Annotated in this window: 16 protein-coding genes and 1 riboswitch; of the genes, 2 read left to right on the top strand and 14 right to left on the bottom strand. The window is 64.2% G+C overall.

The features are described 5' to 3' along the window. Positions 1–58 precede the first annotated feature (58 nt). The 5 genes from E4M07_RS09165 to E4M07_RS09145 all read right to left on the bottom strand — a co-directional run bounded on the left by E4M07_RS09165 (position 59) and on the right by E4M07_RS09145 (position 3488). The gene (locus tag E4M07_RS09165) at positions 59–892 is read right to left on the bottom strand and encodes a phosphatase PAP2 family protein (protein WP_136658005.1); all 834 of its coding nucleotides are present in this window, start codon (positions 890–892) and stop codon (positions 59–61) included. Between the two features lie 46 nt (positions 893–938). Further along, on the bottom strand, positions 939–2051 hold the full coding sequence (gene leuB, locus E4M07_RS09160) for a 3-isopropylmalate dehydrogenase (RefSeq protein ID WP_136658004.1): 1113 nt from the start codon (positions 2049–2051) through the stop codon (positions 939–941). A 46-nt stretch (positions 2052–2097) separates the two neighbouring features. Continuing rightward, complete coding sequence (locus E4M07_RS09155) at positions 2098–2478, bottom strand: RidA family protein (protein ID WP_136658003.1); 381 nt, start codon at positions 2476–2478, stop codon at positions 2098–2100. Between the two features lie 33 nt (positions 2479–2511). Then, a complete protein-coding gene (gene leuD, locus E4M07_RS09150; protein ID WP_136658002.1) occupies positions 2512–3117 on the bottom strand; it encodes a 3-isopropylmalate dehydratase small subunit in 606 nt (201 codons plus the stop codon). 140 nt (positions 3118–3257) lie between these two features. Further along, positions 3258–3488 carry a hypothetical protein gene (locus E4M07_RS09145; RefSeq protein WP_136658001.1) on the bottom strand — a complete coding sequence of 77 codons (231 nt, stop codon included), beginning with the start codon at positions 3486–3488 and terminating at the stop codon, positions 3258–3260. 209 nt (positions 3489–3697) lie between these two features. Between E4M07_RS09145 and E4M07_RS09140 the strand changes: the two genes are divergently transcribed. Together E4M07_RS09140 and E4M07_RS09135 are read left to right on the top strand one after the other, a co-directional pair. Further along, entirely contained in the window at positions 3698–4621 is a 924-nt protein-coding gene (locus E4M07_RS09140) for a CoA ester lyase (RefSeq protein WP_136658000.1), read from the top strand. Continuing rightward, complete coding sequence (locus E4M07_RS09135) at positions 4618–4824, top strand: DUF1737 domain-containing protein (protein ID WP_136657999.1); 207 nt, start codon at positions 4618–4620, stop codon at positions 4822–4824. The genes E4M07_RS09140 and E4M07_RS09135 overlap by 4 nt, the downstream gene beginning before the upstream one ends. A gap of 14 nt (positions 4825–4838) precedes the next feature. On the opposite strand, the gene E4M07_RS09130 is transcribed toward E4M07_RS09135, so the two are convergent. The 9 genes from E4M07_RS09130 to E4M07_RS09090 form a co-directional block, all read right to left on the bottom strand. Then, on the bottom strand, positions 4839–5162 hold the full coding sequence (locus E4M07_RS09130; RefSeq protein WP_136657998.1) for a hypothetical protein: 324 nt from the start codon (positions 5160–5162) through the stop codon (positions 4839–4841). 167 nt (positions 5163–5329) lie between these two features. Further along, positions 5330–5533, bottom strand: a riboswitch (cobalamin riboswitch). 48 nt (positions 5534–5581) lie between these two features. After that, positions 5582–6502 carry a hypothetical protein gene (locus tag E4M07_RS09125; RefSeq protein ID WP_136657997.1) on the bottom strand — a complete coding sequence of 307 codons (921 nt, stop codon included), beginning with the start codon at positions 6500–6502 and terminating at the stop codon, positions 5582–5584. After that, positions 6499–7245 (bottom strand): TSUP family transporter, encoded by a 747-nt coding sequence (locus tag E4M07_RS09120; RefSeq protein WP_136657996.1) that lies wholly within the window; start codon positions 7243–7245, stop codon positions 6499–6501. Before E4M07_RS09120 ends, E4M07_RS09125 begins: the two co-directional genes overlap by 4 nt. Positions 7246–7318: 73 nt before the next feature. After that, a complete protein-coding gene (locus E4M07_RS09115; protein WP_136657995.1) occupies positions 7319–7807 on the bottom strand; it encodes a RidA family protein in 489 nt (162 codons plus the stop codon). A gap of 54 nt (positions 7808–7861) precedes the next feature. Beyond that, positions 7862–8572, bottom strand: a complete 711-nt coding sequence (locus E4M07_RS09110) for a YafY family protein (RefSeq protein WP_136657994.1) — start codon at positions 8570–8572, stop codon at positions 7862–7864. 115 nt (positions 8573–8687) lie between these two features. Continuing rightward, on the bottom strand, positions 8688–9062 hold the full coding sequence (locus tag E4M07_RS09105; protein ID WP_136657993.1) for a VOC family protein: 375 nt from the start codon (positions 9060–9062) through the stop codon (positions 8688–8690). Positions 9063–9136: 74 nt separating this feature from the next. Next, the gene (locus tag E4M07_RS09100; protein ID WP_136658477.1) at positions 9137–9922 is read right to left on the bottom strand and encodes an SDR family NAD(P)-dependent oxidoreductase; all 786 of its coding nucleotides are present in this window, start codon (positions 9920–9922) and stop codon (positions 9137–9139) included. Positions 9923–10060: 138 nt separating this feature from the next. Further along, complete coding sequence (locus E4M07_RS09095; RefSeq protein ID WP_136657992.1) at positions 10061–11971, bottom strand: propionyl-CoA synthetase; 1911 nt, start codon at positions 11969–11971, stop codon at positions 10061–10063. A 237-nt stretch (positions 11972–12208) separates the two neighbouring features. Then, positions 12209–12883 carry a YggS family pyridoxal phosphate-dependent enzyme gene (locus E4M07_RS09090; RefSeq protein WP_136657991.1) on the bottom strand — a complete coding sequence of 225 codons (675 nt, stop codon included), beginning with the start codon at positions 12881–12883 and terminating at the stop codon, positions 12209–12211. Positions 12884–13022: the final 139 nt, after the last annotated feature.

Raw genomic sequence — 13022 nt, 5'->3', positions numbered from 1 at the left:
CCTGCGCGTCAAGTCAATCATCCGCCGCGACAAACGGCACGATTTCATGGCGTGGCCGTCACCGCCGCAGCAGGAACTTCTGCAGCTCGTAGCCCTTGCGGCGCGCCGGAAGACCGTTTTCGTCGATCGTGAATATGAAGCCGTAGCCGGCGAAGAACAGCGCCGTGAAATAGGCATACCACGCACCGAAGGCGAGCCCGGCGACCACGTCGCTCGGATAATGCGCGCCGACCAGGACACGGGTGAAGCCGAGCCAGATGGCCAGCACCAGCGCCGGAAACCGCAGTGCCGGGAAAAAGATGGCGATGGCCGCGAAAAAGGCGCCCGACGTCGTTGAGTGGCCGGACGGGAAACTGGCAAAGCTGGCATTCGAAAAGGGCTGGAAATAGAAGGCGCCAAGCTCCTCGAAATGGACCGGCCGGGCCCGGCCGATCAGCCGTTTCGCGATGGCGACGATGAGGCCCGACATGCCGACGGCGATGAAGACATAGGCGCTCGCCGCCACCCATTTCGCCATTGTCAGCCGTGTCCGCGCGCCGAAGCGGCGCCAGTCCAGGAAGAACCCGGCCAGGACCAAACCGCCGGTCGGAACGAGGATCCAGCCGGATTTGCCGATATCGGTCAGCCGGTGGGCCCATTTGAGCACGTCGGCCGGCCACTGGTTGCGATAGGCGCCGACCGGGTTGTCGAGCACCACGGCGACGAGGAAGACCACCATGACGGTCAAAAAGAAGTAGCGGTAGCCGTGCACCGGCATGCCGCTGCCGTGGCCGGCGCGCCGGCTCTTCAGGAACGCCCGGCTCGCCGCGACATTGGACCGGAACCGGCCCATGAGCTGCCGCCCGGTGCGCCGGATGATCTCGGTCCTGTCGACGGGTTCTTCAGCGTTCATATCGTGTTCCGTCGCCCGGCATGCCCGCACCGAGGGCCGTACGGCGTCAGGCGGTCAGCGCCCTGAACTGTTCGAGCACGGCATCGCCCATTTCCGATGTGGTAACGGTGGGCAGGTGCGGCGCGGCGATATCGGCCGTGCGCTTGCCGCTGTCGAGCACGTTGGCGATCGCCTTTTCCAACAGATCCGCTTCCTCGACCATGTTGAAGGAATAGCGCAGGCACATGGCGAAGGAGGCGATCTTGGCGATCGGATTGGCAAGCCCCTTGCCGGCAATGTCCGGCGCCGAACCGTGGACCGGCTCGTAGAGCGCCTTGCGCACGCCGGTCTTTTCGTCCGGAGCGCCCAGCGAGGCGGAAGGCAGCATGCCGAGCGAACCGGTCAGCATCGCCGCAACATCGGAAAGCATGTCGCCGAAGAGGTTGTCGCACACGATGACATCGAACTGTTTCGGCCAGCGCACCAGCTGCATGCCGCCGGCATCCGCGAGCATGTGATCGAGTTGGACATCCTTGTATTTTGCCTCATGGGTCGCGGTCACCACCTCGTTCCACAGCACGCCGGACTTCATCACGTTGCGCTTTTCCATCGACGTGACCTTGTTGCTGCGGGTGCGCGCCAGCTCGAAAGCGACGCCGGAAATGCGCTCGATTTCGTAAGTGTCGTAGATTTGTGTATCGATGCCGCGTTTCTGGCCGTTCCCGAGGTCGATGATCTCCTTCGGCTCGCCGAAATAGACGCCGCCCGTCAGCTCCCTCACGATGAGGATATCGAGACCCTCGATCACGTCCTTTTTCAGCGACGAGGAGTCGGCGAGGGCCGGATAGCAGATGGCCGGACGCAGATTGGCGAACAGCTCCATTTCCTTGCGCAGGCGCAGCAGCCCGGCTTCCGGGCGCACATCGTAGGGCACGTTGTCCCATTTCGGGCCGCCGACCGCACCGAAGAGCACTGCATCGGCGTCGTGCGCAAGCCGCATGTCGCCGTCCGAGATCGCCTTTCCGTGGGCATCATGCGCCGCGCCGCCCACCAGGCCCTCTTCGATCTCGAAGCCGGCCTGCAGATTGTCGTTCATATAGGCGAGCAGTTTGCGCACCTCCACCATGATCTCGGTTCCGATGCCGTCGCCGGGAAGAAGAAGAAGCTTACGCACTGCCATTTCGCATTCCTTACCTTGGGTTTTTACGCGGCGCCTGTCCGGGCGCTTAGCTGGATCTGAGGGCCGTCGCCTCGATCTCGATACGCATTTCCGGACGGATCAGCCCGGTGACCAGCATGGTCGCCGCCGGCCTGATGTCGGCGAAGAACTCGCCGACCACCGGAAACACCCGTCCGGCATCGGCGGCATCGCAGATGAAATATTGCACCCGCACGATGTCGGATACGGAGAAACCGGCTTCTTCCAGCGTGCGCGCGATGGTCGACAGCGCATTGCGCGTCTGGTCCTCGACGCTGTCTGGCATTTCCATGGTCTCATAATCATAGCCGGTCGTTCCGGCTACGAAACAGAAATCGCCCTGAATGACCGCCCGGGAATACCCGGCCGCCTTTTCCATGGGCGAGCCGGTAGAGATCAGTTTGCGCATTTCGCTCTCCGAAAGTGACCGTTCGTGCGAGGATCAGTGCCACGGACGGTGGTTGGAGATGTGGTCCTCGTGGCGGTCGATGTGATGATCGTTCTCCATGGTCAGGCCGATATCATCGAGACCGTTGAGCAGGCAGTGCTTCTTGAAGGGATCGATGTCGAACTTGATGACACCACCGTCGGGACCGTGGATCTCCTGGGTGACGAGATCGACCGTCAGCGTCGCGTTTGCGCCGCGCGACGCATCGTCCATGAGAAGATCCAGCTCCTCCTGGGTGACGACGATCGGCAGGAGGCCGTTCTTGAAGCTGTTGTTGTAGAAAATGTCGGCGAAACTCGTCGAAATCACGCACTGGATGCCGAAATCCATCAGCGCCCAGGGTGCGTGCTCGCGCGACGAGCCGCAGCCGAAATTGTCGCCCGCGACGAGGATCTGGGCGTTTTGATAGGCCGGCTTGTTGAGCACGAAGTCCTCATTGACCGATCCGTCCTCGTGAAAGCGCATCTCGGCGAAAAGGCCCTTGCCGAGGCCGGTGCGCTTGATGGTCTTGAGGTAATCCTTCGGGATGATCATGTCGGTATCGACATTGACGATCGGCAGGGGCGCCGCAACGCCGCTCAGTCTGGAAAACTTCTTCATCGCGAAAACCTCTGAATTCCGGTGCCGGTGCGGCCGCTCGGGCGCGGGCACGCACCGTCAGCCGCTGGCAAAGCAAACTTTGCCAAGCGTTTATCAAAGCTGACGCGGAAAAAGAAGGGTCTAGCGACGAGAATCGCCGATCACATATCGATAATGGTGCCGTGGCCGTCGTTCCAGACGCGCGGGCCGTGGCGCTTGTCGTGCCGGTTGACGCGGCTGCGCTGGCTGATCTTTGCCGCAATGAGGCCGATGACGCCGGCGACAACGGCAAATCCGATGACCGCCAGTCCGACGGTGGCCATGACAACGATCATCAGGGCTGCGATGCCCAGTCCGACGACGGTAACGATGATTGCGCGAAGATTTTCCATTGTCTCATCCCCCGCTTGTTGAATGCGGACCGGATAACAGCCGGCCGCGAAACAGCGCCCGATGGGGATCGGGCCATGCATCTCAGTTGGTCATTGCTCCCGCCGATTTCAAGCGGCCGAACCTTACAAATCGGACATGTGGCGGGAACGGCTGCCCGGAGCGGGCCGTCCCTCTTGCCTGAATGCAATCCGGCAGGCAAAAAGAGCCCATGGTGAAATCCGAGAACAACAACGGAGCCGGCAACCGCCCGATAAGGGCGCGGCGCTCCGTGCTTTATGTGCCGGCCAACAACAAACGCGCCCTTGAAAAGGCGGCGGATCTGGCCTGCGACAGCGTGATCTTCGATCTCGAGGACGCCGTCGGCCCCGACGACAAGGAACCGGCGCGGCAAGCCCTGCGGGACTGGTTTGCGCAGGCCCGAAGCACCGACAAGGAATATGTGATCCGCGTCAACGCCCTGTCCGGCGCCTGGGGCCGGGACGATATCGGGGCGGCCTGCGCCTGCGAACCCGCCGCCATCCTCCTGCCGAAGGTCTATGGAGCCGGCGATATCGTGGCGGCACAGGCACTCTTGAAAGAACGGAACGCTTCCCCTGACCTGCGCCTTTGGGCCATGATGGAAACCCCGCGCGCCATTGCCGACGCCCTCGCCATCGCCGATACGGGTCTGGGGCCGGAGGCCCGGCTCGACTGCCTCGTTGCCGGGACCAACGACCTTGCCAAGGAGACCGGCGTCGCCGTTCCGGACGGCCGGCGCTTCATGACCTCCTGGCTGATGCAGATCGTGCTCGCGGCGCGCGCCGCCGGCCTTGACGCACTGGACGGCGTCTACAACAATTTCCGCGACACCGAGGGCTTCCGCGCCGAGTGCGACGAGGCAAGGCAGATGGGCTTCGACGGCAAGACACTGATCCATCCGTCGCAAATCGATCCCGCCAATACGGCATTCGGTGTCTCGCCGCGGCTCGTCGAGGACGCGAAGCAAATTGCCGATGCCTTTGCAAGGCCCGAGAACAAGGGCAAGGGCGTCATAAGCCTGAACGGGCGGATGGTGGAAAGGCTGCACCTGGAACAGGCACAAAGGCTGCTGAAAAAGGCAGCCATGCAGCGCAATGAAGGAACCGGACGATGAAACTCTACAGGCTTTTGACCGGCCCCGACGATGCCAGCTTTTGCCACAAGGTCAGCGAGGCGCTTTCCAACGGCTGGGAGCTGCACGGCGATCCGGCCTATGGCTACAACAACGAGACCGGGCACATGCGGTGCGCCCAGGCCGTTATCAAGCACGTGTCGGGCAAGACCTACAGCCCGGACATGAAACTCTCCGAGCAATAGCGTCGAACAGGCTCTCAGGCCCTGCGGCCGCGGCGCGATCGCCGGCGCGGCGGCGGCACCGCGCCGTCGGCCGTTATGGCCTGGCGCAGATAGTCGCAGAACCGCTCCACCTCTGGATTGTCCTCGCTTCCGGCATCGGCGTGGCGCAGCGCATAGCGGGCGGCCCGGCCAATGCCTGCCGCTTCGGGAAGATTGAGCATCCAGTAGATGAGCGCCTGTTCGGCCGAAAGGGGCTCGTAGCGCCGGCCCTTGCGGAAGGCCACCACATTCGTCTCGTCCGGCCTGCCGATGCGCCGCAGGAGCTGTCCCAGATCGCTGTTGTCCTGAATGGGATGCATGGCTAGTTCCCCGCCGGCATCCGGCTGCGGATCGTGCGGCTGGCGCCGGCCTGAACGGTATCGTGGATGGTCATTGTGTCTCTCCTTCAAAGGCAGAGACGGGGCTTGAGAAAGTGCAGTGACCGATCCGGGACCGGTGACGCCGCTCTTCCGGGGCACCCCGCCCGGGTTGCAGTATCCGTGAAGGCAGGTCTCCTGGCTTGCGGGTCGCTGTCCTCTCCCGCCTTCCCGGTCCATGACCAGTGGCGATCGGGAGGGACTCACCGCTTACAGTTGCGGGGGCAGCGCCGGACTTGCACCGGCTTCCCTCTTGGCTTTGCGCGCTCGCTGCGTGCGAATCACGGCAAAGAACCTTCACGCATTCAAAATAACCCATCGTGCGGCCGCATGGGAACACGCATGCGACGTGCCGCGTCGCACTAGCGGTAGAAACGCCGCAGCAAGATGGGCGTCAGGAACATCGGCACCTGGTAGCAGCCGATAAAAAGCAGCAGCGGCTCCATGACACCGGCCGGGAGCGCCGCCAGGAACAGCGCGATATTGCGGTTGCCGGCGGAAACGGCAATGCCGGTGCTCTGTTGCGGAAGCGGACGCTTGAGCACAAGGTACGTTACTGCCTGCAGGCCGAAATTCGCCGCAAAGGCCGCGGCCAAGTTGATTGCCAGACCAACGGGATTTTCGGTGATCGCCGGCCGGATTGCAGACATCAGGCCGACGACAATGACCGCCAGCATCAGCGCCGCGATGCCCTCGATCGCGCCGAGGCCCGCCGGACCCGGATTCTTGAAAACCAGCCCGCGCACCAGGAAGGCCAGACCCGCCGCGATGCCGATCAGTGCGATCAGACGCAGCGTTGCGCCGAATACGCCTTCGCCAGCCACCAGGTCCGGCAGCAGCCAGAACACCGGTATGCTGGTCAATGGCAACAGGGCGGTGCCGGCGATCAGCAGGCGCAGCGACGGCGCGCCGTCCTTGCCGAGCAGGATCGTCAGGCTCGGGCTGCCGGAAACCGGCGATGCCGTCAGCATGAGCGCGAGACCGAATGCCAGCGGGCTCTGCCAGCCGGTCGCGATCAGCATCGCGGCAAAGAGCAGCGGGCAGACAAGCTGCAGCACCAGCACGAAATAGAGCGAGTGGCCGAGATCGCCCGCAGCTCCCACCGCCTGCCGCGGGCCAACGCGAAGCGCCGAGAAGAACAGAAGCAGCGCCACCGCGACGGGCAATTGCCGTTCGATGAACGCCGCCAGGCCCGGAAGCGCCACACCGGCGACCAGCCCGAGCACCAGCAGCCACCGGCCATGCCGCGCCGCGAACAGGAAGGGTGCGAGGAGGGCGTTCATTGTAGAAGCCCCCTGACAACAAGCAGCAGGCCGGCGACGCCGGCGACCGACAGCAGCCAGGGCCGGTACCATCGGGCAAAGCGGAGCCGCAAATGCCGGGAGAGCCAAAGGCCCAGCAGCATCGGCGGCAGCATGGCGACCGCCAGCGCCAGGTCGCGCATCCCGGCCCATCCGGCCGCATAGAGCCCGATCAGCGATCCGGCGCAGCCGATCATGAAGAATGCCGCAAGCGTTGCCCGGGCGGTAGCCGCACCCCTGCCGTGATAGATCAGTGCCAGCGGCGGGGCGCCGACCGAGGTGATCGTGCCCATGGTTCCCGAAACGAACCCCATGACGGCTAGGGACCCGTTATTGAACGCGATGGCGCGGCCGGCGACCGACAACAGGACGGCCGTCAGCACCATGATGCCGAACAGGAGGCTGAAGCCGGCCTCGTCCGACACGAAGAAAAGCAGCAGCAGCCCGGCGGCGACGCCCGTGAAACGGCCCGCCGATCCGATGGCGACCTCGTTCCAGCGAATGAGCGCGCGGTCGCCATAGGCGCCCCAAGCGGCGGTGAACATGCCGAGAAAAAGGGTCGGCGCCGGCACCAGGGCCGGATCGAGCAGCGCAAGCAGCGGCGCGACCATCAATCCGAAGCCCATGCCGAGGCCCGACTGCACGATCGAACCGAGCACGACGATGATCGCGACTGCGGCGATCATCCACGGTGCAAGCTGAAGCGTGAATTCCTGTGCACCCAAGGCGCGCGCCTTCTGACTGATTGACCAGACCACCGCCCTTATCGCCGGAAGCGCGGCAGCGCAAGCCCGCCTGTCAGTCGATCAGCACCTCGGCTTCGATTTCGACAGCGATGCCGTTGCCGAAGGGCAGTGCCGCCATGCCAACGGCGGAGCGCGCGTGCCGGCCGACTTCCGGTCCGAAAACTTCGTAGATGAGGTCCGAGAAACCGTTGATGACCGCCGGCTGCTGTGTGAATTCCGGCGTCGAGTTGACCATCCCGAAAACCCGGCACCATGCCTGGATGCGGTCCAGGTCCATCAGTTCCCGCTTCAGGCTGGCCAGCATCGAAAGCGCCGTCTTGCGGGCAAGCGCGTATCCTTCCTCGACGGTCACGTCCTTGCCCAGATGGCCGAAGGGCCCGCTGATCGAGCCGTCATCGTCCTGCGGACCGTGCCCGGATACAAAGACCCGCCGGTCGCGGACATTCACCAGGGAAAACGGAAGCCGCACGTCAGGCGGCAGTTTCGCCGGTGCCGGCAGGACCAGGCCGAGTTCCGCGAGCTTTGCTTCGATATGCGCCATGATCAGCCTCCCGTTGTCGGTTTGCGGCGATCATAGCACCCGCTCGCCGCGACGCTAGGCGTACCGGCTGCCGTCCGCCGGGGCCCCGTCGCGCTCCATGCGCCTGTAGTAGTCGGCCAGCGTGCGGCCGCGCTCGGGCCGGAACCCTTCGCCGGTCTCGCGGATCTCGTCCATGCGGTCGAGCCGGAACGTCCTGAAATCGGTGCGCAGCTCGCACCAGGCGGCCAGCGTCCAAACCTTGCCCCAGAACCAGAGCCCCAGAGGCCGGATCCTGCGGGCCGTCGCCGCGCCCTCCGCATCGCGATAGGCGATCTCGAGGACCTGCCGCCGGTCCGCCGCCAGTTCGAGCAGATCGAACCGGTGCCGGTCCTCGTCCCGCATCATGAAATCAGGCGCATGGATCCCCGTCTGTTTGATGCGGCCGCGCTCGCCGTCGGGCAGCACCGCCTCGATCTTGATCAATGCTTCCTCGGCGGCGCGCGCCACGGTGGCGCCGCCCCAGGCCCGCGCCAGGCGTGCACCGGTGACCAGCGCGACGATTTCGTCGCGTGAAAACATCAGCGGCGGCAGGTCGAAGCCTTCGCGCATGATGTAGCCGACACCCGCCTCCCCGTCGATGGGAACGCCCGTCGACTGCAGGTCGGCGATGTCGCGATAGATGGTGCGTTCGGATACTTCCAGGCGTTCGGCCAGCGAAGCGGCGGTCACCAGCCGGCCGCCTCTCAGATACTGGACAATCTGGAACAGTCGGTCGGCGCGGCGCATGGTCAGGACTCCGTATCGCTGACAGGGCCGGACGGACGGTACGGCCACATTGTCAGGAGTGCGCCCCGGACCGACAGGCCCGGAGCGCGTTTCATCCCGTTATAGGGCGACATGGTCAGTTGAACAGCCCGATGCTGTTTCCGTCCGGGTCGAGGCAGTAGACGAAACGGCCTGCGGGAATGCTGATAATATCGGAAACCACCTTGCCGCCGTTCTCGACGACACGGTCCATGGCCGATTCGAGCTTTTCGGGAACGGCCAGGTGAATGGTGCTTCCCTTGCCCGCATCTCCGGCATTTCCGCTATACAGATGCCCGGCGACGCCGCTCTGCGGATCCTTGTTGGGAAAGATGCCGACGACGTTCGGACCCATCTCGGTCTCGACGAGCTCGGTCTGCAGCACGGCATTGTAGAAGGCCATTCCGGACTTCAGGTCGCTGACCGGGATTTCAAACCAGACAGCGGCATTCTCGGGTGTAAAAGAGGACATTTGGTCATCTCCGTAATTTCGTTTACGGGATGCTTATCGCACAGCCCTCCTGACAACCTTCTGTCAGGAGCCTGTCAGGGGTCGACCGGAACGGTGTAGTTGAGCGGCAGCCGCCCGCCGTCGGCATAGACGGTCTGGCCGGTCATGTAGCTCGCATCGTCGGACGCGAGGAAAGCCACCACACCGGCGATTTCGGCGGGATCACCGATCCGGCCGAGCGGCGTGCGCGCCAGGATCTTCTCGCGCGCGTCGCGGTCGTTCACCACCGATTTCAGCATGTCGGTCATGATCGAGCCGGGCCCCACCGCATTGACCCGCACACCGTAAGGCGCCAGCGACAGCGCCATGACCCGTGTCAGCTGCGCCACGCCGCCCTTGGACACCGTGTAGGGAACCTGGTCGGTCAGCGCCACGACGGCGTTGATGGACGAAACATTGACGATGCAGCCCGGATCGCCGCCCTTCTCGACCTTCTCGACCATATGCCGAGCCACCGACTGGCCACACAGGAAGACGCCCTTCAGATTGACGCCGAGCACGCGGTCGAAATCCGATTCCTTCAGATCGAGAAACGAGGCCCTGTGGGTTATGCCGGCATTGTTGACGAGGATGTCGATATCGCCGAAGGCATCCAGCGCATTGGCCACCAGGTTGCGCACATCGAGACGCTCGGCGACATTGGCGGCGACAAACCGGACATCGCCGAGATCCGAAAGTTCGTCACGCGCGGCCTCACCGGCCTTCTCGTCGATGTCGGCTATGAGCACGCGGGCGCCGTCGCTCAAAAAGCGTTTGACGATCGCGTAGCCGATGCCATGCGCTCCGCCGGTTACGATGGCGTTTTTACCGTCCATGGCGATCGTCACCCCGCACTGCCTGACCCCTGGGGCCAGACAGTGAACCGAACGGCAGGCCCGGTCAACGGCGAATGCCGCCTGGCCTGGCCGGCAATGGCCGGCGGCCGGGCACTTTAACGAAAAGTGAAGGCGCCGGCGCGGTCAGGCGCGGATGACACCGCGCGCAGAAAGGGCCTCGCCGATCTCGTCAAGGATGGCCGGATCGTCGATGGTGGCCGGCATTTTCCAGCTTTCCCCGTCGGCGATTTTCTGCATGGTGCCGCGCAGGATCTTGCCGGAGCGGGTCTTGGGCAGCCGCGGCACGGTGAGCGCCAGCTTGAAGGCGGCGACCGGGCCGATCTGCTCGCGCACCAGCTTGACGACCTCGCGCTCGACCTCCTCCTCGCTGCGCTCGACGCCGGAATTCAGCACCAGGAAACCCGCCGGGATCTGTCCCTTGAGATCGTCGGCAATGCCGATGACAGCGCATTCGGCGACGTCCGGATGATAGGCGATGGCCTCTTCCATGGCGCCCGTCGACAAACGGTGCCCGGCGACATTGATGATGTCGTCGGTGCGCGCCATGATGAAGAGATAGCCCTCATCGTCCATGTAGCCCGCATCGGCCGTTTTGTAGTAGCCCGGGAACTCCGCCAGGTAGGCATCCTGGAACCGCTGCTCGGCATTCCACAGGGTCGGCAGGCAGCCCGGCGGCATCGGCAGCTTGACGACGATATTGCCAAGTTCGCCGCGTTCGACCGGGTGGCCTTCATCGTCCAGAACCTGGATGTCGTAGCCGGGCATCGCGACGGTGGGCGAGCCGAGCTTGACCGGCAGGATGCCGAGCCCGATCGGGTTGCCGGCGATCGTCCAGCCGGTCTCCGTCTGCCACCAGTGGTCGATCACCGGAACACCGAGTTTGTCGCGCGCCCATTCGATCGTGTCCGGATCGGCGCGTTCGCCGGCGAGGAACAGCGTCTTGAAGCCGGACATGTCATAGCGGCCGATGAATTCGCCTTGCGGATCTTCCTTCTTGATCGCCCGGAAGGCCGTCGGCGCGGTGAACAGCGCCGCCACATTGTGTTCCGAAATTACCCGCCAGAACGTGCCGGCATCGGGCGTGCCCACCGGCTTGCCCTCGAACACGATGGTCGTGTTGCCGTGCAGCAGCGGCGCATAGACGATGTAGGAATGGCCGACGACCCAGCCGACGTCGGACGCCGCCCAGAACACCTCTCCGGGTTCCACCCCGTAGATCGCGTTCATCGACCAGTTGAGCGCCACCATGTGTCCGCCATTGTCGCGCACGACGCCTTTCGGCTGACCGGTCGTTCCGGATGTGTAAAGAATGTAGAGCGGATCGGTTGCCGCCACCGGCGTACAGGGCACGTCGCGTGCTTCCGCGCGCGCCGCTTCCATTGCCGCGCCCAGATCGACATCGCGCCCCTCGGTCAGCTCCGCCGGATGTTGCAGGCGCTGCAGGATCAAGCATTTTTCCGGCTTGTGGGCCGCCTCCGCGATGGCCTCGTCGAGCATCGGCATGTAGGGCACGATGCGGTTCGGTTCGATGCCGCAGGACGCGGCGATGATCAGCTTCGGTTTCGCGTCATCGATGCGCGTCGCCAGTTCGTGGCCGGCAAAGCCGCCGAAAACAACCGAATGGACGGCGCCGAGACGGGCGCAGGCGAGCATTGCCATCGCGGCTTCGGCGATCATCGGCATGTAGATGATGACCCGGTCACCCTTTTCAACGCCGTTGTCCTGAAGCACGGCGGAAAGGGCCTTCACCTCGTCCAGCAGCGCGCCATAGGTGAAGGTGCGCTTCGATCCGGTGATGGGGCTGTCGTAAATGATCGCCGTCTGGTCTGCCCGGCCGCCTTCTACATGCCGGTCGAGACAGTTGTGGCACGTGTTGGTCGTTGCCCCGGCAAACCAGCGCCCGTACGGCCCCTGGCCGGCATCGAAGACCGTTTCGCTCGGCGTGTACCAGTCGATTGCCTGCGCGGCCTTCGCCCAGAAGGCCTCCGGATCGGTCTTCCAGCCGTCATAGACCGCGTGATAGGTGCTGCCCATTCTCAATCCTCCCGTGAACGGATTGCGGCTGCGACCAGCACGAGTGATCGTCTCCAGCAGCATCCGCCAGTCCCGGCGCCCGCCCGGCGCCTCAAGCTCCCGCATGCCCGATTAAATACGAAAATCGGCGCCCGGCAATACGGGGCGGCCCGTTCGGCATGCACCGTCACTCATACAAAAGGTCGGTGCAGCCGGTAAATCCGACGTTAGAGTCATGCGACAATTTGGACAATTGCCCTAAACCGGTGCTTTGCTGCGCGGCCCGAAGATCGCCGAACCAACCCTGATAGACGTCGCACCGAAGGAAATGGCGGATTCGAAATCGGCGGACATGCCCATCGAAAGGCCGGTGACGCCGGCCTCGCGCGCCAGCTTTTCAAGCAGCGCGAAATGCGGCCCGGGGTTTTCATCGATCGGCGGTATGCACATCAGCCCCTCGATGGTCAGCCCGTGGTCGGTCCGGCACGCGTCCACGAAGCGGACCACTTCGGTCGGCTCGATACCCGCCTTTTGCGGCTCCGAACCGGTATTGACCTGCACGTAGAGCCGCGGCCGGCGCTGTTGTTTTTCCATCTCGGCTGCGAGCACCCGGGCGATCTTGTCCCGGTCCACTGTCTCGATGACGTCAAACAGGGCGACGGCGTCGCCCGCCTTGTTGGACTGCAGCGGCCCGATCAGGTGCAGTTCGACATCCGGCGTCCTTTCGCGCAGCGCCGGCCACTTGGCCTGCGCCTCCTGGACCCGATTCTCGCCGAATATCCGCTGGCCCGCATCGATCACAGGGGCGATCGCTTCGGCACCGAATGTCTTGGACACCGCGACAACCGTCACCGAACCCGGCTCCCGTCCGGCATCCTTTTCGGCCCGGGCAACGTCATCCAGCACCTGGTTCAGTCGATCCGTCGCTTTCATTTCAACTCCGCCAATCGGTTCCGGGCGCTCGCCCGCTGGTCAGCCTCATGGCACTTTTTGCCCGCCGTTACAACGTCCGGCAAATTCGCTGCGGCGCCCTTTTGCCGCGATTCGGTGCCGCGACGGTTGACGCTTGCCG

Origin of the sequence: Nitratireductor sp. XY-223 (assembly GCF_004959855.1) — a bacterium.
In the GTDB taxonomy this organism is placed as follows: Bacteria; Pseudomonadota; Alphaproteobacteria; order Rhizobiales; family Rhizobiaceae; genus Hoeflea_A.
The sequence above is the reverse complement of the archived record's forward strand: the minus strand, read 5'-3'. Positions and strand labels throughout refer to the sequence as shown.

What these genes read in the sequence shown, in the direction of transcription:
- E4M07_RS09165 (WP_136658005.1), bottom strand. Translation starts at nt 892, where the DNA reads ATGAACGCTGAAGAACCCGTCGACAGGACCGAGATCATCCGGCGCACC.
- leuB (WP_136658004.1), bottom strand. Translation starts at nt 2,051, where the DNA reads ATGGCAGTGCGTAAGCTTCTTCTTCTTCCCGGCGACGGCATCGGAACC.
- E4M07_RS09155 (WP_136658003.1), bottom strand. Translation starts at nt 2,478, where the DNA reads ATGCGCAAACTGATCTCTACCGGCTCGCCCATGGAAAAGGCGGCCGGG.
- leuD (WP_136658002.1), bottom strand. Translation starts at nt 3,117, where the DNA reads ATGAAGAAGTTTTCCAGACTGAGCGGCGTTGCGGCGCCCCTGCCGATC.
- E4M07_RS09145 (WP_136658001.1), bottom strand. Translation starts at nt 3,488, where the DNA reads ATGGAAAATCTTCGCGCAATCATCGTTACCGTCGTCGGACTGGGCATC.
- E4M07_RS09140 (WP_136658000.1), top strand. Translation starts at nt 3,698, where the DNA reads ATGGTGAAATCCGAGAACAACAACGGAGCCGGCAACCGCCCGATAAGG.
- E4M07_RS09135 (WP_136657999.1), top strand. Translation starts at nt 4,618, where the DNA reads ATGAAACTCTACAGGCTTTTGACCGGCCCCGACGATGCCAGCTTTTGC.
- E4M07_RS09130 (WP_136657998.1), bottom strand. Translation starts at nt 5,162, where the DNA reads ATGCATCCCATTCAGGACAACAGCGATCTGGGACAGCTCCTGCGGCGC.
- E4M07_RS09125 (WP_136657997.1), bottom strand. Translation starts at nt 6,502, where the DNA reads ATGAACGCCCTCCTCGCACCCTTCCTGTTCGCGGCGCGGCATGGCCGG.
- E4M07_RS09115 (WP_136657995.1), bottom strand. Translation starts at nt 7,807, where the DNA reads ATGGCGCATATCGAAGCAAAGCTCGCGGAACTCGGCCTGGTCCTGCCG.
- E4M07_RS09110 (WP_136657994.1), bottom strand. Translation starts at nt 8,572, where the DNA reads ATGCGCCGCGCCGACCGACTGTTCCAGATTGTCCAGTATCTGAGAGGC.
- E4M07_RS09105 (WP_136657993.1), bottom strand. Translation starts at nt 9,062, where the DNA reads ATGTCCTCTTTTACACCCGAGAATGCCGCTGTCTGGTTTGAAATCCCG.
- E4M07_RS09095 (WP_136657992.1), bottom strand. Translation starts at nt 11,971, where the DNA reads ATGGGCAGCACCTATCACGCGGTCTATGACGGCTGGAAGACCGATCCG.
- E4M07_RS09090 (WP_136657991.1), bottom strand. Translation starts at nt 12,883, where the DNA reads ATGAAAGCGACGGATCGACTGAACCAGGTGCTGGATGACGTTGCCCGG.